This is a genomic window from Candidatus Endoriftia persephonae, from assembly GCF_023733635.1.
In the GTDB taxonomy this organism is placed as follows: Bacteria; Pseudomonadota; Gammaproteobacteria; order Chromatiales; family Chromatiaceae; genus Endoriftia; species Endoriftia persephonae.
The window spans coordinates 2,126,344-2,144,198 of the sequence record NZ_CP090569.1 but is presented as its reverse complement, the minus strand read 5'-3'; the positions used below and the strand labels follow the sequence as shown (position 1 = coordinate 2,144,198).

At 42.5% G+C, this 17,855-nt stretch carries 14 protein-coding genes; all 14 read left to right on the top strand.

Annotated elements, in window-relative coordinates:
* Positions 1-96 precede the first annotated feature (96 nt).
* The 14 genes from L0Y14_RS09615 to L0Y14_RS09550 all read left to right on the top strand — a co-directional run bounded on the left by L0Y14_RS09615 (position 97) and on the right by L0Y14_RS09550 (position 17,796).
* Positions 97-609, top strand: a complete 513-nt coding sequence (locus L0Y14_RS09615; protein WP_138921950.1) for a hypothetical protein — start codon at positions 97-99, stop codon at positions 607-609.
* A 1,601-nt stretch (positions 610-2,210) separates the two neighbouring features.
* Positions 2,211-2,771, top strand: a complete 561-nt coding sequence (locus L0Y14_RS09610) for a hypothetical protein (RefSeq protein ID WP_138921965.1) — start codon at positions 2,211-2,213, stop codon at positions 2,769-2,771.
* An 87-nt stretch (positions 2,772-2,858) separates the two neighbouring features.
* Positions 2,859-3,212 (top strand): hypothetical protein, encoded by a 354-nt coding sequence (locus L0Y14_RS09605; RefSeq protein ID WP_251859180.1) that lies wholly within the window; start codon positions 2,859-2,861, stop codon positions 3,210-3,212.
* A gap of 1,700 nt (positions 3,213-4,912) precedes the next feature.
* On the top strand, positions 4,913-6,130 hold the full coding sequence (locus tag L0Y14_RS09600; protein ID WP_251859179.1) for a TRAFs-binding domain-containing protein: 1,218 nt from the start codon (positions 4,913-4,915) through the stop codon (positions 6,128-6,130).
* Between the two features lie 11 nt (positions 6,131-6,141).
* Positions 6,142-6,546, top strand: coding sequence for a TIR domain-containing protein (locus L0Y14_RS09595; protein ID WP_083825215.1), 405 nt, complete (start codon positions 6,142-6,144; stop codon positions 6,544-6,546).
* 109 nt (positions 6,547-6,655) lie between these two features.
* On the top strand, positions 6,656-7,120 hold the full coding sequence (locus L0Y14_RS09590) for a hypothetical protein (protein ID WP_138921960.1): 465 nt from the start codon (positions 6,656-6,658) through the stop codon (positions 7,118-7,120).
* Positions 7,121-7,332: 212 nt separating this feature from the next.
* Positions 7,333-7,785, top strand: coding sequence for a hypothetical protein (locus L0Y14_RS09585; RefSeq protein WP_040820364.1), 453 nt, complete (start codon positions 7,333-7,335; stop codon positions 7,783-7,785).
* A gap of 1,199 nt (positions 7,786-8,984) precedes the next feature.
* Complete coding sequence (locus L0Y14_RS09580; protein ID WP_251859178.1) at positions 8,985-10,703, top strand: ATP-dependent nuclease; 1,719 nt, start codon at positions 8,985-8,987, stop codon at positions 10,701-10,703.
* 680 nt (positions 10,704-11,383) lie between these two features.
* Positions 11,384-11,830, top strand: coding sequence for a hypothetical protein (locus tag L0Y14_RS09575; protein ID WP_138921955.1), 447 nt, complete (start codon positions 11,384-11,386; stop codon positions 11,828-11,830).
* 140 nt (positions 11,831-11,970) lie between these two features.
* Positions 11,971-12,624: a HEPN domain-containing protein gene (locus L0Y14_RS09570; protein WP_138921956.1), complete on the top strand. Its 654-nt coding sequence runs from the start codon at positions 11,971-11,973 to the stop codon at positions 12,622-12,624.
* A gap of 107 nt (positions 12,625-12,731) precedes the next feature.
* Complete coding sequence (locus L0Y14_RS09565; protein WP_138921957.1) at positions 12,732-13,169, top strand: hypothetical protein; 438 nt, start codon at positions 12,732-12,734, stop codon at positions 13,167-13,169.
* 617 nt (positions 13,170-13,786) lie between these two features.
* Positions 13,787-14,326, top strand: coding sequence for a hypothetical protein (locus tag L0Y14_RS09560; protein WP_251859177.1), 540 nt, complete (start codon positions 13,787-13,789; stop codon positions 14,324-14,326).
* A gap of 93 nt (positions 14,327-14,419) precedes the next feature.
* Positions 14,420-15,406: a hypothetical protein gene (locus tag L0Y14_RS09555; protein ID WP_240991761.1), complete on the top strand. Its 987-nt coding sequence runs from the start codon at positions 14,420-14,422 to the stop codon at positions 15,404-15,406.
* A 1,634-nt stretch (positions 15,407-17,040) separates the two neighbouring features.
* Positions 17,041-17,796, top strand: coding sequence for a hypothetical protein (locus L0Y14_RS09550; protein ID WP_251859176.1), 756 nt, complete (start codon positions 17,041-17,043; stop codon positions 17,794-17,796).
* Positions 17,797-17,855 lie beyond the last annotated feature (59 nt).

Genomic DNA, 17,855 nt, shown 5'->3' with positions numbered 1-17,855 from the left:
CGGACAGTCAAAAGCTACGCGGCTTTCCGCTACACTCCAAGCCACTCCGCTTTTGCCTTCCGGTGAGCCCAAGCGTTAGAAGGAAAAAGGAAATATATGGACTACCGACAGTTATCTAATCTTCTTATTAAAGTCTCTGGAATCGTCATAGTTGTTTTTGCAGTTACAGCGATACCTGGACATATAAATTCATTTTTGCATCAAGGCCAAGATACGTTGGCTAAATTTGCTATGTGGGTAATATTTCCATTAATCGCCCCTGTTATTATCGGGTTATTAATGTGGTCATTTCCAGGAACTATTACAAATAGAGTATTCGATAAAAGTATAGAATCATCAGAATCAAATAGGGCGGCTGAAGAGATTGAACGAATAGCGGTTACTATACTTGGCCTTATCTTGTTGTTTTTTGCATTATCTGATCTGGCTTTCAATTTTACATATGTTTATTTTACAAACAAAGAAAACGCTGGGGTTATAACATCATTCAGAATTAGTCCTGAAGATTGGGGCCATATTGTAGGCACTATAGTAGAAATAGCTTTTGCGCTTACAATTTTACTAAAATCTAAAGGAGTAATTCTATTAATTAAACGGTTGAGGGCGTAGCTGAAATGTCTTCTAACAAATTACTCAACTCGGACGCTTCGCGTCCTCAGCGGCGTTTAAATTTTGCACTTCGATTTAAGGCTGTCATGATTTCTAGGTTCAGTGTCAGCGCCGGTTAGTAAAACGTTAGCTGAAAGACAAATTATTGATGATCGATGAACAAGCGCATCAGGCACCCCAAGCTCAGTCAATTCAAGTCCATAATTTGTCACGCGCTTATGCGAGAAAATTGGTTGCCAAATCCAAACGGGTGTAGAGTCAAAGTCCGTACCACGCTGAAGCGGGAAAGTTGATAGCCATCCAAAACAGGTGGTGCATCGAAGGCAACTCAGCCGCTGATGCGGCCAGAGTTGGTCGCCATCCAAAATAGGTGGCAGATCAAAGTCTGTCATGCGCTGAAGCGGGATAACTGGTTGCCAAATTCAGCAGGAGAAGGGCGAGGGATGGCCACACAATTTCAATATCATGGCAAAGAAAGCAGCTAACAAGTGGCTGCAGTGGACGCCAAAAAGCTCCGCTCGTTCCTCGCTCCACTTTTTGCCGCCACTGAGCCAAGACGTTGGGCAACCAAGGCATCGCCATAGAATAAGCCGTGCACGGCAACAAAGAATTAAGTTTAAATCGGGTAGAGTCGGAGAGGCTTGGAGCCCAGACTATTCGGCATCATGGCGGATAGGTGGTTAATAGGGTTTGTCCCTGTCGAAAGATCATCTCGCCTTGCAAGGCTCAGGCCGGATGCGGCTTCGTCGCCATTGCAGAAGTTGGCTGCACGTGCCTACTGGGAAATGATAGGCTTTTGGTTGTGAATAATGGTGCAGGCTGCAAGGAATTCGAATTGAATCTTCCGGCTCAGAAAATTTGGTGGCAAAGTCATGGTGCAGGCTGAAAGAAAATCGAATCAAGCCTTCCGCCTCAGAAAAGTCGAATCCTCAGGGAAGTGGAGAATTTTGAGTTATGGACACAGGCCAGCACAGAATTATGCCCAACAATGGGGCTCCAGTGGACGTCAAAAAGCTCCGCTCGTTCCTCGCTCCACTTTTTGTCGCCACTAAGCCCAAACGTTGGGCAACCAAGGCATCGCCATAGAATAAGCCGTGCACGGCAACAAAGAATTAAGTTTAAATCGGGTAGGGCCGGAGAGGCTTGGAGCTCAGACTATTCGGCATCATGGCAGAGAGTTGGGCAATTTGGTTGGTGCCTTAACGAAAGATCATCTCGCCCTGCAAGGCTCAGACCGGATGCGGCTTCGTCGCCATTGCAGAAGTTGGCTGCACGTGCCTACTGGAAAAGGATAGGCTTTTGGGTGTGAATAATGGTGCAGACTGCAAGGAAGTCGAATTGAACCTTCCGCCTCAGAAAATGGTGGCAAAGGCATAGTGCAGGCTGAAAGGAAAGCGGATCAAGCCTTCCGCCTTAGAAAAGTCGAATCCTCAGGGAAGTAGAGTATTTTGAGTCATGGATACAGGCCAGCACAGAATTATGTCCAACAATGGGGCTCCAGTGGACGTCAAAAAGCTCCGCTCGTGCCTCGCTACACTTTTTATCGCCACTAAGCCCAAACGTTAGCTGTTAATAAATAGGGGGATTATATATCTCACTTTGTGGATATTGGAAGCTTAAAAGAGAAATTATTTATACTTAATAATCTAGCCTTGTCAGGCGAATTGTTTTCGGTGCGTTATTTTATCGGAGAGAGTGAACTCCAGAGGCATTATTCCGATTTAGACTACCATCACTTTACAAAGTCAATTGTGAGTAATTATGCAATCGAACTTGCCGTTAAGTTGAGAAATGCCGCGGAAATGCTGCAAGAAAGAGGTATATCATACGTAAATGATAAAAACATTATGTGTTACGGAGCTGGGCAGCATGCTTTCTCTAAAAAGAAAGAGCGTGATCTTTTTTGGGTTTGCAACAAAATAATACATGCCAAAATATTTAGAATAGATACGGTTGGATCAAGAAAATATAAAGGTAATTTTAAATGGTGGGGCGGTGATTTAACGTTGGCTGGAACATTGATGGGTAAGAAGCAGACTCCGTGGGAGTTTTTCTTTTCAATACAGAGCTGGTGTGAATCGGCGATAATATTCATTAATTCATGCGAAGCATCTTTGTGTTCTATAAACGAGCAGTCTGAAGATCGTGCAACATACAGCTAACAATCACATTCACACGGACAGCAAAAAGCGCCGCTCGTTCCTCGCTCTGCTTTTTTCTGCCGGTGATGCATGTCGTTAGGGTTCAAAATGAAAGAAAGCATGTGCAAACTAGGAATCATATTGCTTCTTCTGTTACTCGCCTCATTTGCGGTATCGTCAGCAGAGCCACTAGAAACTATTCTTGCTGTCTCTCCAGATAAGGCGGTAGAAAATGCCTTGGCTCGAGGTGATAAGAGCTTAATTAAGGTGCCTAGTTGTTTTGAAATGGTCCCTGGTTATATGGGAGGCCCACCAATCCACCGTGCAAAACTTATATGGGGGTCGTGCGAAGAGTTATTTGGAAAAGAAAATTATAAAAAAATAAAGCTACTGGAGGCCTGGGCAAAAGAGTATAACCAAATATTGTCTAAGCGTTTAGGTGAGTGCAATGAAAAACCCTAACAAAAGCATCGAATTGACGCGGGGTTCTTTGGCTCTTTTTAGTTCGCTGGTTATTTTAAACACATTGCTTAAAACAAGTTTAGTGGTTTATCCCCGCGCAACTCATGCAAAACGTTGGGCAACCAAGGCATCACCATAGAATAAGCTGTGCAAGGCAACAGGGAATTAAGCTTAAATGGGTAGAGTCGGAGAGGCCTGGAGCCCAAACTATTCGGCATCATGGAGGATAGGTGGTTAATAGGGTCGGTCCCTGTCGAAAGATCATCTCGCTTTGCAAGGCTCAGGCAGGATGCGGCTTCGTTGTTAGTGCAGAAGTTGTCTGCACGTGCCTACAGGGAAATGATAGGCTTTTGGGTGTGAATAAGGGTGCAGGCTGCAAGGAAATCGAATTGAACCTTCCGCCACAGAAAATTTGGTGGCAAAGTCATGGTGCAGGCTGGAAGGAAATCGCATCAAGCCTTCTGCCTCAGAAAAGTCGAATCTTCAGGGAAGTGGAGTATTTTGAGTCATGGACACAGGCCAGCATAGAATTATGCCCAACAATGGGCTGCAGTGGACGTCAAAAAGCTCCGCTCGTTCCTCGCTCCACTTTTTGCTGCCACTAAGCCCAAACGTTAGCTGTAAGACAAATTTTTAGTGGTGAAGGAACACGTGCATTAGTCAGCCGAAATGTAGTCAATTTAAGCCAAGAATTTTTCATGCGATTATGTTGATAAAGTAAGTCGCAAAACCCAAGCGGGTGTAGAGTCAAAGCTCGTGCCGCGCTGAAGCGGGGCAGAAAGTGCCATCCTGAACAGGTGGAGCATCAAAAGGCACAACAGCCGCTGAAGCGGAGAAAGTTGGTAGCCATTCAAAACAGGTGGCAACATCAAAAGCACATCAGCCGCTGATGCGGGGAGAGTTGGTAGCCGTCCAAAACAGGTGGCGCGCCAAAGGCCCAGCCGCTGAAGCGGGGCAGAGTTGGTAGCCATCCAAAATAGGTGGTAGATCAAAGTCTATCATGCGTTGAAGCGGGATAGCTGGTTGCCAAATTCAGCAGGAGAGGGGCGAGGGATGGCCACACAATTTCAATACCATGGCAAAGCAAGCAGCTAACAAGTGGCTGCAGTGGACGCCAAAAAGCTCCGCTCGTTCCTCGCTCCACTTTTTGCCGCCACTGAGCCAAGACGTTGGGCAACCAAGGCATCGCCATAGAATAAGCCGTGCACGGCAACAGGGAATTAAGTTTAAATCGGGTAGGGCCGGAGAGGCTTGGAGCCCAGACTATTCGGGATCATGGCAGAGAGTTGGGCAATTTGGTTGGTGCCTTAACGAAAGATCATCTCACCCTGCAAGGCTCAGGCCGGATGCGGCTTCGTCGCTATTGCAGAAGTTGGCTGCAAGGGCATACAGGGAAAGGATAAGCTTTTGGCTGTGAATAATGGTGCAGGCGGCAAGGAAATCGCATTGAACCTTCCGCCTCAGAAAATTTGGTGGCAAAGTCATGGTGCAGGCTGAAAGGAAATCGGATCAAGCCTCCCGCCTCAGAAAAGTCGAATCCTCAGGGAAATAGAGTATTTTGAGTCATGGACACAGGCCAGCACAGAAATATGCCCAACAATGGGGCTCCAGTGGACGGCAAAAAGCTCCGCTCGTTCCTCGCTCCGCTTTTTGTCGCCACTAAGCCCAAACGTTATGCATTAAATTTAAGGAAATAATTTATGAAAAAACTATGCTTTGTGATAATGGGATATGGAAAAAAAACCGATATATATTCTGGTGAAACTTATGACCTGGATAAAACCTATTTGAATATAATAAAGCCAGCAGTTGAAGAATCTGGCTTGGACTGTGTTAGAGGTGATGAAATTCAAGATTCTGGGTTAATAGATAAAAATATGTATGCACTTTTGCTTCAGGCAGAATTAGTAATTGCAGATATAACTACTTACAATCCCAACGCTATTTATGAATTAGGAGTTAGGCATGCTGCTCGACCATTTTCAACAATTATTATAAAAGAGACTCACGATTCAATTCCATTCGATTTGAATCACAACAAGATTTTCCACTATGAACATATGGGAGATGATATTGGGGCGACAGAGGCACAAAGATGTGTAAAAGACTTAAAATTATTAATTGAAAGTGTAGTAAATAATGAAGAAACAGATAGTCCATTTTTTCAATATATTTCTTCAATTAAACCATATGTTTTACCCAGAGAAGAATTCAATTACATAATACAAGAATTAGCAGACAAGGAGAAACATATCTTTGCAATTGTTGAAAAAGCAAAAAATGAAATGGCTTCAAGTAATTTTATTGAAGCAAAGAAATTTTGGTTAAAAGCACTTAACAAAGTTGAAAACGAACCTTATTTTATTCAGCAATATGCTCTTTCAACCTATAAGAGTAAAGAGCCTTCCGAACGAACAGCATTGCAGGACGCTCTCAATATTATTTTCAAACTTGAACCCGATAGCACAAACGATCCTGAAACATTGGGGTTAACTGGAGCAATTTATAAAAGGTTGTGGTTATTAGATAAAGACGTGGAATATTTAAACCGTGCTATTGATTATTATCGCAAAGGGTTTCAAATAAATAATGATTATTACACAGGTGAGAATTATGCACTATGTTTAGATTTTAAGGCGTTATCAGAAAGCAATGATGATGAAAAAATATATTACAAAGTTGAAGCAAAAAAAACTCGTGAGAAAATAATTTTTCTTATAGAAGAAATGTTAGAGCAGGATAATTTTGAACAAAGGAATGATTTAAAATGGATTTATGCTACATATTCGATTTGTTTGCTTGCTCTAGGAAAAGAGCGCGAAGAATATGAAAAATTATTCTATTCGAAACTTGAAGCCGATTGGGAGAGAGAGACATATGAATCATCAAAGAAGCACATTATTAAATTAAATAAATAGGAGGAATTGTTATGGCAAAAACCTATAATGTATTCATTAGTCATTCTTGGGTACATATTGACGATTTAAAAAAATTACGAACACTTCTTAATAATAGAGGCTATTTTGATGTTGAATTTGAAGAAGCCTCACCTGATGAACCAATTGATTCTGAAAACGCGGAATACATCAAAACAAGATTGCGTGAAAAAATCAGAAATGCCAATATTGTATTGGGTATTGCAGGAATTTATGCTTCTCACAGCGATTGGATTGAATGGGAATTAGATACGGCAATAAAAAACGATATTCCAATTGTGGGTGTCATACCAAGAGGGCAAGAAAGAATATCTCAAGTAGTTTATTCTAGGTCGAAAGAAGATGTAAGATGGAATACAGAAAGTATTGTTGCTGCTATAAGAAAATGGGCTAATTAGAAACTATGAAAGCATAACAATCACATGCACTCGGACAGAAAAAAGCTGCGCTCGTTCCTCGCTCTGCTTTTTCTGCCGGTGATGTGAGACGTTATAACCAAAAATGAACATGGATACATTTCTTGAATTACTAAAGTTAGGAATAGTTGGCCTTATTGCCGGTTTATTTTCGGCCTATATTGCAACTCGTGAACACCGCAATAAAAAATGGTGGGAACTGAGAGTTGTAGCATATCAATCTGTAATTGAAGCACTGTTAGATTTAACGCACTACTATAATCGGAAATATAAGGCAGAAATGGAGAATCGAGAGCTAAGTAAAGAATACGAAGCTGAGTTAGATAAATTCTGGGATGAAAGTTATCATAAAATCAGGAAGGCTTCAGACAGCGGTGTATTTCTATTTTCTAATGAAGTAAATCAAGCTTTAAAGGAATTTGTTGATCTAAAAAATATAGATCATCATACTTACTTTGAGTATTTAGATAGCAATCTATCTGTAGCAGAAAAATGCCTAAAAACAGTTGTCTCATCAGCTAATAAAGATCTTAGAGTTAAAGATACATGGTTATAAAAAAGCACTGGAAGTAACTTCATTTATTGGGTAATAGCGAATAGAATGCAAACATTAAGCTGTCAAGCAAGTACTCAATTGTACCCAGTACAGCATCAAATAAATATAGTTATAACAATCAGCTACACGGGACGTGCTGACGCACGCCCGTGAGCTGCACGTTAGGCAATGCATAATATTGTGTTAGATTAATTGTAACTGGAGGTATTGGGATGCTGAGATTGGTCGTACTTGTTTTGTCAGTGATTGTTTCATCGCAAATATATGCAGGAAAAGGATCGGTTGTCGATGAATTAAAGAGTCAAAACGTTTCAATGTTCGATTTGGGGATTGCCAGAGCAAATCTTGTCCTAATGCTTATGGGGCGTGACTACAAAGGGGAGCATATAGGGGATACTAAATTTGATTACTCATCTATCAATTTAATCGGTGATAAAAAGGGTATTAGGCTGGATATTGAAGGGCTAGGTAAATCAAAATATATTGGCAAGAAACAATGCCTGGCTGCAAAAAGTGTTATCGAAAATGAGCAACGGTTAATGAAGATATTGAAGCTTGCATGGCCGTCAATGACTAATGATAAGTATATGGAGCTTTTGAAAACCATCAGTATCAGAGTAAAGCTGATCGCTAAGGAAAATAATGATTTTACTAAAGAGTGTTGATTGGGGTGGCATGAAGGAGAGATTGCATAGCCATTCGGGTAGATTCGCCTAACAATGCGCTTCACTCGGACCCGGCAAAGCGGCGTCCATTTTGTGCCATTCCGCTGCGCTCCATTCTTGCACAAAATGGCCCCCGCTTCGCCGGTCCGGTGAGCTCTGTCGTTGGGCAACCAAGGCATCGCCATAGAATAAGCCGTGCAAGGCAACAGAGGATTAAGTTTAAATCGGGTAGAGTTGGAGAGGCTTGGTGCCCAGACTATTCGGCATCATGGCGGATAGGTGGTTAATAGGGTCTGTCCCTGTCGAAAGATCATCTCGCCTCGCAAGGCTCAGGCTAGATGCGGCTTCGTCGCCATTGTAGAAGTTGGCTGCACGTGCCTACAGGAAAATGATAGGCTTTTGGGTGTGAATAATGGTGCAGGCTGCAAGAAAGTCGAATTAAACCTTTCGCCACAGAAAATTTGGTGGCAAAGGCATGGTGCAGGCTGCAAGGAAAGCGAATCAAGCCTTCCGCCTCAGAAAAGTCGAATCCTCAGGGAAGTAGAGTATTTAGAGTCATGGATACAGGCCAGCACAGAATTATGCCCAACAATGGGGCTCCAGTGGACGTCAAAAAGCTCCGCTCGTGCCTCGCTCCACTTTTTGTCGCCACTAAGCCCAAACGTTAGCTGAAAGACAAATATTGATGATCGATGAACAAACGCATCAGGCACCCCAAGCTCAGTCAATTCAAGTCCATAATTTGTCACGCGCTTATGCGAGAAAATTGGTTGCCAAATCCAAACGGGTGTAGAGTCAAAGTCCGTACCGCGCTGAAGCGGGAAAGTTGATAGCCATCCAAAACAGGTGGTGCATCGAAGGCAACTCAGCCGCTGATGCGGGGCAGAGTTGGTAGCCATCCAAACAGGTGGCAACATCAAAAGCACATCAGCCGCTGATGCGGCCAGAGTTGGTCGCCATCCAAAATAGGTGGCAGATCAAAGTCTGTCATACGCTGAAGCGGGATAACTGGTTGCCAAATTCAGCAGGAGAAGGGCGAGGGATGGCCACACAATTTCAATATCATGGCAAAGAAAGCAGCTAACAAGTGGCTGCAGTGGACGCCAAAAAGCTCCGCTCGTTCCTCGCTCCACTTTTTGCCGCCACTGAGCCAAGACGTTAGCAGCTGAGAATTAAGGTGGGCAGCCAAGGATAGAAATTTGAAGATCGATTATATAGAGGTAAAAAAATTCAGATCAATTGATCAATGCCGCATTACATTTAATTCTGTAAATGCCATTGTTGGCCAAAATAACAGTGGTAAATCTGCTGTCATAAGAGCAATGAACGCATTTTTTAATCCAGAAACGGAAATTGAATATTTCTATCAAGGAAAGCATAGTTACACAAACAACTCTACCCCAAGAATAACATTAGGCTTCTCTGATGTTTCAGGTACTGATAATCTAGATAGATATTCTAAAAATAATGAACTGGAAGTTCAGTTTAGCTTTACAAATAAAAATAAAATCACATACAAATACAAAAATAATAATGCATATTCTGTCGCTCCTGATGGCTTAATAGATGACATTAAAAAGAAGATTGCATTTGTTTACATCCCACCAAACAGAAGCCCAGAACAGCTACGGTGGGAAGAAAATACATTGATAAAAGAGCTTATAGAAGAATATCTTAAAATTGAGACTAAAAAGAGAGACACACTTACTCCAAAATTTAAAAGTGCTGCAAATTACTTGGAGTCAGGTGCGCTTAAGAAAATATCAAGAGATGTTGAGAGCTATTACTCTCTTCGGCATAAATTCAACTTCTCACTAAATTTTGACAGACATGCTAATTTTTTGTCCTTTATAAATGGAATTCAAATGCATGTTAATGAACTTGGCGTCAACCATCATCTGGATGATTGTGGGACAGGGCTTCAAAGCTTAACAATTATTGCATTTCACCGGGTGTTAGCAAATCTAAGGCATAGAAATATAGTTTTAGGGCTTGAGGAACCAGAAACTAATCTTCATCCACAAGCACAGAGAGAATTAATAAACTCAATAATTGAGGACTCAGAGAAAAGTGGAATTGCTCAAATAGTAATAACGACTCATTCAACCGTAATTATCGACAATATTGAACATGAGAGAATTTCACTCGTTAGGAAAATACCGGATGATAGAAGAGGGTTTAAGTCAAAGTTGTTTAAACTTAACGATACATTCTTTCATGATCATGGGCTCGAAGAATTCAAATACTATCAGTTTCATTTGTATCGTAATAGTGACTTTTTTTATGCAAACTATGTGATATTGGTAGAAAGTAAAAACGATGCTGAGGTCATTAAGCATTTGGCTAGAAGGGAGTCAATCAACTTAGATTTGTATGGGATAAGTATAATAAACATAGATGGTGTTAAAAATCTTGCTTATCCATTGTATATAGTTAGAGACTTGGGTATACCATACCTTGCAATTCTTGATAAAGACTACTTCCTACCATACCTGAATGATAAATTGGATTTAAGTAGAAATGTTCAAGGCCTTCCCAAGTACAGGGCAGAGTATAAGAACAATAATCTCCTCGAAGAACTTATTGAAACACAAAGAGCACGAGATCAGATTTTATCTAAACTAAATAGCAATCATACGGCGGCTATGGATCTTCTTTTGAGGTATAAGTTAATATGTATGAATTATAATCTAGAAATGGATTTATTATGCTCTGACAAAGCTGTTGAATTGATGTCCCAATATTTGGGGCTGACGGAAGAGCAAAGTAATCGAAAGTTTTTGTTAGAAGAGCGCAAGAAAACAATTAAGGCTATTGACTCAATGCTCTATGTATTAGAACGATTGGATAATAGAAACCTGCCTAATTCATACAAAAAAATAAAGAAAGAAATTATTGAAATTACGAAGCGCTGCTAACAAGTCGCTCAACCTGACCCAGAATGCGCTGCTCGTTTTTGGATGCTTTCAGCTTACCAAAAACAATCATCCCATCCTGGTCAGGTTAGCTTGGCGTTAGCTGTAAGACTAATTTTTAGTGGTGAAGGAATACGTGCATTAGTCAGCCGAAATGTAGTCAATTTAAGCCAAGAATTTTTCATGCGATTATGTTGATAAAGTAAGTCGCAAAACCCAAGCGGGTGTAGAGTCAAAGCTCGTGCCGCGCTGAAGCGGGGCAGAAAGTGCCATCCTGAACAGGTGGAGCATCAAAAGGCATAACAGCCGCTGAAGCGGAGAAAGTTGGTAGCCATTCAAAACAGGTGGCGTATCGAAGGAAAATCAGCCGCTGAAGCGGGGAGAGTTGGTAGCCGTCCAAAACAGGTGGCGTGCCAAAGGCACCAGCCGCTGAAGCGGGGCAGAGTTGGTAGCTATCCAAAATAGGTGGTAGATCAAAGTCTATCATGCGCTGAAGCGGGATAGTTGGTTACCAAATTCAGCAGGAGAGGGGCGAGGGATGGCCACACAATTTTAATACCATGGTAAAGCAAGCAGCTAACAAGTGGCTGCAGTGGACGCCAAAAAGCTCCGCTCGTTCCTCGCTCCACTTTTTGCCGCCACTGAGCCAAGACGTTAGGCATGTCAAAAATTAGAGAATGATCGTGAATATTATAAAGTCATTAATGATCGGAATCTTGTTGTGCATTTATCAACAACCATATGCAAATGATTTATATAAATGCCCAATATCAATTAAGAATGAAACCACAGTATATTGCGTATCAACATTACAGCTTCTTTCGTCTCCAGGTGATTATCACAATAAATTAGTCAGAGTAACTGGCTTTCTAAATCTTGAATTCGAAGGCAATGCACTTTATCTTCATAAAGAAGATTATGATCAAATGATATTAGAGAATTCAATATGGATTGATAGGTCAGGCATTAAACAACCTTATTTTAATAAGGAATATGCAATAATTGAAGGCAGGTACTTAGCAGGCAAGCGAGGCCACTTTGGCATGTTCTCTGGCGCCATAACTGAAATTACAAGAATTCAAAAAAGTCTTTCTCGTACTGAGATAGAGAGTATGCACAGTGGCAAGTAATTTGCCTAACAAAAAGCTCAACACGGACGCTGCGCGTCCTCAGCGGCGCTTGATTTTCGCGCTTCGTAGAAGGCTCACCTGGCTTTCAAGCTCAGTGTTAGCGCCGGTTAGCTAAACGTTAGAGGTTACAAAGGACGTACATGGCGTCACAGTCGCTCACCAAGTTCTATAGGAACATCTCTGATGTCCATAAGCTTGCTGAAGCGCACAGCAAACTAAATCCGGGTGGTTTAGGCCGCCGATCACTTGGCCATATCACCCGTAGCGGAGTGGTTATGCTTTGTGCTGCGTGGGAAGTATACTTTGAAGATATTGTTACGGAAGCTGTGCGGCATATAACTGGAGCGTTAGATACCCCTTCGCAATTACCACCTTCTGTTCAGAAAAAATTAAGCTCTCAAGTTAAAGCTGACTCACATGAGCTAAAACCTCTTGAATTGGCAGGGGAAGGTTGGAAAGAACTCTTACTCCACTACGCTAGAAAAGAAGCATCAAGTATTAATACACCAAAAAGTCATGTACTTGAGTTATATGCCAAGCATTTTATCGGTACCGACGGTATTTCATCCGCTTGGCATGTCGGCCCGGATCGAGTTAATCATATCGTATCAATCAGGGGCGAAATTGCGCATCGAGGACGTGATGCCGAATACATACCTATTCTTGATTTAAAGCTCTATACCAAAGAAATTGTGCGCACTGCTGTTGAAACGGACAATCATATATGCTTGCACATCAAATCAGCTACAGGAGCAAAAAGCCAGCCATGGCGACGAAAAACTGTCCCAGAGTAAAAACCTCTAACAATGCCGTAAACTCGGACGTATTTTTCGTTCGCTGCGCTCACTATAAATACGCCGGTTACGGCTGGCGTTATACCAAAAAGAAAAAGGAGAAGTGAATGCACAAGTACCTTTGTATTTTATTGTTGATGGTATTGCTATCTGTATCAAATGCATATGCAGGGTTTGGAAGTTATGATAATCCTTATAGCACTGATAGTGTAATAGCCCCAATTCAAATCAAGGGTGAGGGATTATTTAATTTAGTAATTTCGATTCAATTTCTTAATGAGCCATATGAAAAGAAGCCCTATGAATCAGATGAATATAAAAAATTTATTAAAAGGCTAAATATAGAATGGAGTGGTGTAGCATTATCGCAAGCCCTACAAGCCAAAGAGCAAAATATTAATGATCTAGATATATTAAAATCTAATATAGAAGCAGAGATAAATAAGTTAGCCAACAAACTTAAAAGTAAATATTCATTAAATAGTAATGTAGAAGTTGTCTTTTCTCTATCGAGGTTTTATCTTCTAAAGCCAAGAGATAACTAATATCATGGTATAACAAGGTAAATCAACCTGACATTTTGTTCGCTAGCGCTCTCAAAATGACAGGTTATTTACGACGTTGGGCAACCAAGGCATCGCCATAGAATAAGCCGTGCACGGCAACAAAGAATTAAGTTTAAATCGGGTAGAGTCGGAGAGGCTTGGTGCCCAGACTATTCGGCATCATGGTGGATAGGTGGTTAATAGGGTCTGTCCCTGTCGAAAGATCATCTCGCCTTGCAAGGCTTAGGCAGGATGCGGCTTCGTCGCCATTGCAGAAGTTGGCTGCACGTGCCTACAGGGAAATGATAGGCTTTTGGGTGTGAATAATGGTGCAGGCGGCAAGGAAGCCGAATTGAACCTTCCGCCTCAGAAATTTGGTGGCAAAGTCATGGTGCAAGCTGAAAGGAAATCGGATCAAGCCTTCCGCCTCAAAAAAGTTGAATCCTCAGGGAAGTGGAGAATTTTGAGTTATGGACACAGGCCAGCACAGAATTATGCCCAACAATGGGGCTCCAGTGGACGTCAAAAAGCTCCGCTCGTTCCTCGCTCCACTTTTTGTCGCCACTAAGCCCAAACGTTATGCGTAAAAATGAATTAATACAGATAAGGAGAGTGATATGTTTTCATTCTTAAAAAGAAAACGAAAAAAAGATATGGAATTAATGCAATCAATGTTTGCTGATGCCAGTTTTCGCGATTCTCTAGACAAAATTCTTTCCAGCTATCCTGTTGATATTCTAGAAAATAGTGAAGATAAATTGGTTAACGAAGTAATTGCCGTCTCCAAGTTGATCGCGGAAGAGGCAGTTAAACGAAGCGGAAGAACATTATCTAAGCTCACTGATGATGAGATGTATACTTGTATGCTAATCGCATTCGTGGCATCCGATCATGTTTCAAGACTCGCTGAAGTAAGCTTTGAGGTTGTGAGCACAGTTGCATGTGCTGTTCTAGCTGTGCATAGAAGTCCCGAAGAAATAGGGCAATTAACTAATGAAGTAATTAATGGTCATAACCAAATGGCTAGCGACCCAAGTCAAGTCAAAGCTCTCCAAGCTATTGGAAATCAGGTATCAAAGTTTTTCTCTACTGCCGATGAGACTTATTTGAACAAACTAGCCGAACTATATACTTTACTGGTAAAGCATTTAAGCTAAAATGCATAACCAAGCGCTGCACCCGACGCTCCAGTCGCTACCGCTCCTTCTGCTCGGGTGAGCGCAGCCGTTAAGTGCAATAAATATGTAGCCATGTCTGAGAGCAAAAACCAAGACAACGGAGATGTCAAAGCGCTGAAAGTAGCGGCGCCACGGTTCTGCCAGGATTGCGGGTTGTCATTGGTCATGCTTGATACCTGGTGTACTAGTCGTGCTTGTCCCGATTGTGGCAAAGAGGTCTATTTCATCCGTCCAGGTGAAGACGGAGGAATAAAGGTAGAAGCCGGAGAAAAATTCCACGTTCCTCAGTTGACGATGTCGTTAGACCCCACCGCTGGGATGCAGTTTACTCGGTATGGGCTTCAAGGATTTTTGAAGCAACTTTTCTTGGAGCAGAAGATTTCCTCTGAGGCAGAACTCGTTAGGCATTATAAGGATACGGAGCGCAGGCTCGATGCCGATTTGAATGGCTTGGATTGTATTAGTCATTGCGATCTCGAAACCGCCGAGGGAGTAGAGGAAGCGGTAAAAATACTGCAATCAAATGGGTTGATCGAGCATCAATTCAATCTCCTACGATCCGGCTTGCTGAGAGAGGCATACACCGCAGTTGAGGAAGGTGATGCACCACGGGCAGCATTGGCGGCACACCAAGCCAATGTTTTCAAAGAGTACTCCTTATTGGAGCACCATCACTTGAAAGAAATCCTGTGGCTTGGCTACAGATGCTATCAAGACATGGTGAAGAATGAAGGCTTAACGGAAAACGCGGCGAAAGAGCAGAAGCTAATGAATGGTGTGGTCAAGAAGCTCCGCGAATATGGTGACGAGTTTCTTTATGCTCTTAGTCACGATGGTCGAGAAATTGGCCCACGAGTTTCTGTATCCGGAGTTGCAGAGAAGAGCCTCAAAGCTCTCATAGAACACGAGCTTCAGCATCGTGAACAAGAACGCGCAGAAATCCACGCCAAGGAAGAACTCAAAATCAAAAAGATGGCAAACAGTATCAAGCTTTGGGGCTTCCTCTTTACGCTTGCTAATGCTCTCATACTCGCGCAGTATAAGGATTGGCTGGGATAATCAGTGCCCAAAAAGAGCACTTAACAAGGCAAATTCACTCGGACAAAATAAAGCTGCGCCGCTTCGCTCTGCAACTTTATTTTTCCGGTGATTTGCAGCGTTGGGCACAATAGGCATCGCACGGAACAAGCACCGTGCACGGCAACAGGGAATTAAGTTTAAGTCGGGTAGAGCCGGAGAGGCTTGGAGCCCAGACTATTCGGCATCATGGCGGATAGGTGGTTAATAGGGTCGGTCCCTGTCGAAAGATCATCTCGCTTTGCAAGGCTCAGGCAGGATGCGGCTTCGTCGCCATTGCAGAAGTTGGCTGCGCGTGCCTACTGGGAAATGATAGGCTTTTGGGTGTGAATAATGGCGCAGGCTGGAAGAAAGTCGAATTAAACCTTTTGCCACAGAAAATTTGGTGGCAAAGGCATGGTGCAGGCTGAAAGAAAATCGAATCAAGCCTTCCGCCTCAGAAAAGTCGAATCCTCAGGGAAGTGGGGTATTTTGAGTCATGGGTACAGGCCAGCACAGATTATGCCCAACAATGGGGCTCCAGTGGACGTCAAAAAGCTCCGCTCGTACCTCGCTCCACTTTTTGACGCCACTAAGCCCAAACGTTGGGCAACCAAGGCATCGTCATAGAATTAAGCCGTGCAAGGCAACAAAGAATTAAGTTTAAATCGGGTAGAGTCGGATAGGCTTGGATCCCAGGCTATTCGGCATCATGGCGGATAGGTGGTTAATGGGGTCTGTCCCTGTCGAAAGATCATCTCGCCTTGCAAGGCTTAGGCAGGATGCGGCTTCGTCGCCATTGCAGAAGTTGGCTGCACATGCCTACAGGGAAATGATAGGCTTTTGGGTGTGAATAATGGTGCAGGCGGCAAGGAAGCCGAATTGAACCTTCCGCCTCAGAAATTTGGTGGCAAAGTCATGGTGCAAGCTGAAAGGAAATCGGATCAAGCCTTCCGCCTCAGAAAAGTTGAATCCTCAGGGAAGTGGAGAATTTTGAGTTATGGACACAGGCCAGCACAGAATTATGCCCAACAATGGGGCTCCAGTGGACGTCAAAAAGCTCCGCTCGTTCCTCGCTCCACTTTTTGTCGCCACTAAGCCCAAACGTTGGGCAACCAAGGCATCGCCATAGAATAAGCCGTGTACGGCAACAGGGAATTAAGTTTAAATCGGGTAGGGCCGGAGAGGCTTGGAGCCCAGACTATTCGGCATCATGGAGGATAGGTGGTTAATAGGGTCGGTCCCTGTCGAAAGATCATCTCGCTTTGCAAGGCTCAGGCAGGATGCGGCTTCGTTGTTAGTGCAGAAGTTGTCTGCACGTGCCTACAGGGAAATGATTGGCTTTTGGGTGTGAATAAGGGTGCAGGCTGCAAGGAAATCGAATTGAACCTTCCGCCTCAGAAAATTTGGTGGCAAAGGCATGGCGCAGGCTGAAAGGAAATCGAATCAAGCCTTCTGCCTCAGAAAAGTCGAATCCTCAGGGAAGTGGAGTATTTTGAGTTATGGACACAGACCAGCACAGAATTATGCCCAACAATGGGGCTTCAGTGGACGGCAAAAAGCTCCGCTCGTTCCTCGCTCCACTTTTTGTCGCCACTAAGCCCAAATGTTATGTTGCAATAAATACTGGTGTCTAAATGGATGACAACAAAAATGATTGGAGGATGCAGTTAATAACAAGTCTTGCTGAAGACTGGACATCACCTTGGTCAGGTCAAACAGCTCCAAAAGGGAGTCAAATAACTCTTTGCTCGGTTATAAAGCTAAATAAAAAAAAGAATCTAACAATTGCAGTACCGAATGCTACTGCACTATGCCTTAATATATCTAAACGTTCTTGGAAATTATCAAGGGAAATACGTACTAAATCGGGAATTGATAAATCACAAAAATCACAAAAATCACAAAAATCACAAAAATCACAAGTTAGTTTTGAGTCTTATTCTCAGGAATTTGACTATATAGAAAGTGTAATGGAGTCAATTGTAATGGCTTTTACTGCAATGGAAGCTTTTGTAAATGAGGTTATTCCAGATGATTTTAAATATCACACACATAGGAAAAGTGAAATTATTATTGAGGAAATGGATAAAACCCAGATAGAAAGGTGGCTTTCTATAGAAGAAAAATTTTCTACTGTTTTACCTGAAATATTACAAACGCCATCTCCCAAAAAATTGCGGTGCTGGCAGGGATTTAAAAAATTAAAGAAAATTCGAGATAGAATAATTCATATGAAGGCGGCGGATAGAAAATCATCCGGGCCGGAAACACCCACGCTTTGGCATGAGTTATTTAATGTTGAGCCGCTATTTTCTCAAGCAAAAGATATAATTGATTATTTTGTTAAGTCTATGGAGTCAAAGCCAAGATGGCATGGGGAGTATAAATGATCAGCAACATAACAAGCGCATCCAGTGGATCCTCAAAAGGTTCACGATTTTTGCTTACG

What these genes read in the sequence shown, in the direction of transcription:
- L0Y14_RS09615 (WP_138921950.1), top strand. Translation starts at nt 97, where the DNA reads ATGGACTACCGACAGTTATCTAATCTTCTTATTAAAGTCTCTGGAATC.
- L0Y14_RS09605 (WP_251859180.1), top strand. Translation starts at nt 2,859, where the DNA reads ATGAAAGAAAGCATGTGCAAACTAGGAATCATATTGCTTCTTCTGTTA.
- L0Y14_RS09600 (WP_251859179.1), top strand. Translation starts at nt 4,913, where the DNA reads ATGAAAAAACTATGCTTTGTGATAATGGGATATGGAAAAAAAACCGAT.
- L0Y14_RS09595 (WP_083825215.1), top strand. Translation starts at nt 6,142, where the DNA reads ATGGCAAAAACCTATAATGTATTCATTAGTCATTCTTGGGTACATATT.
- L0Y14_RS09590 (WP_138921960.1), top strand. Translation starts at nt 6,656, where the DNA reads ATGGATACATTTCTTGAATTACTAAAGTTAGGAATAGTTGGCCTTATT.
- L0Y14_RS09585 (WP_040820364.1), top strand. Translation starts at nt 7,333, where the DNA reads ATGCTGAGATTGGTCGTACTTGTTTTGTCAGTGATTGTTTCATCGCAA.
- L0Y14_RS09570 (WP_138921956.1), top strand. Translation starts at nt 11,971, where the DNA reads ATGGCGTCACAGTCGCTCACCAAGTTCTATAGGAACATCTCTGATGTC.
- L0Y14_RS09565 (WP_138921957.1), top strand. Translation starts at nt 12,732, where the DNA reads ATGCACAAGTACCTTTGTATTTTATTGTTGATGGTATTGCTATCTGTA.
- L0Y14_RS09560 (WP_251859177.1), top strand. Translation starts at nt 13,787, where the DNA reads ATGTTTTCATTCTTAAAAAGAAAACGAAAAAAAGATATGGAATTAATG.
- L0Y14_RS09555 (WP_240991761.1), top strand. Translation starts at nt 14,420, where the DNA reads ATGTCTGAGAGCAAAAACCAAGACAACGGAGATGTCAAAGCGCTGAAA.
- L0Y14_RS09550 (WP_251859176.1), top strand. Translation starts at nt 17,041, where the DNA reads ATGGATGACAACAAAAATGATTGGAGGATGCAGTTAATAACAAGTCTT.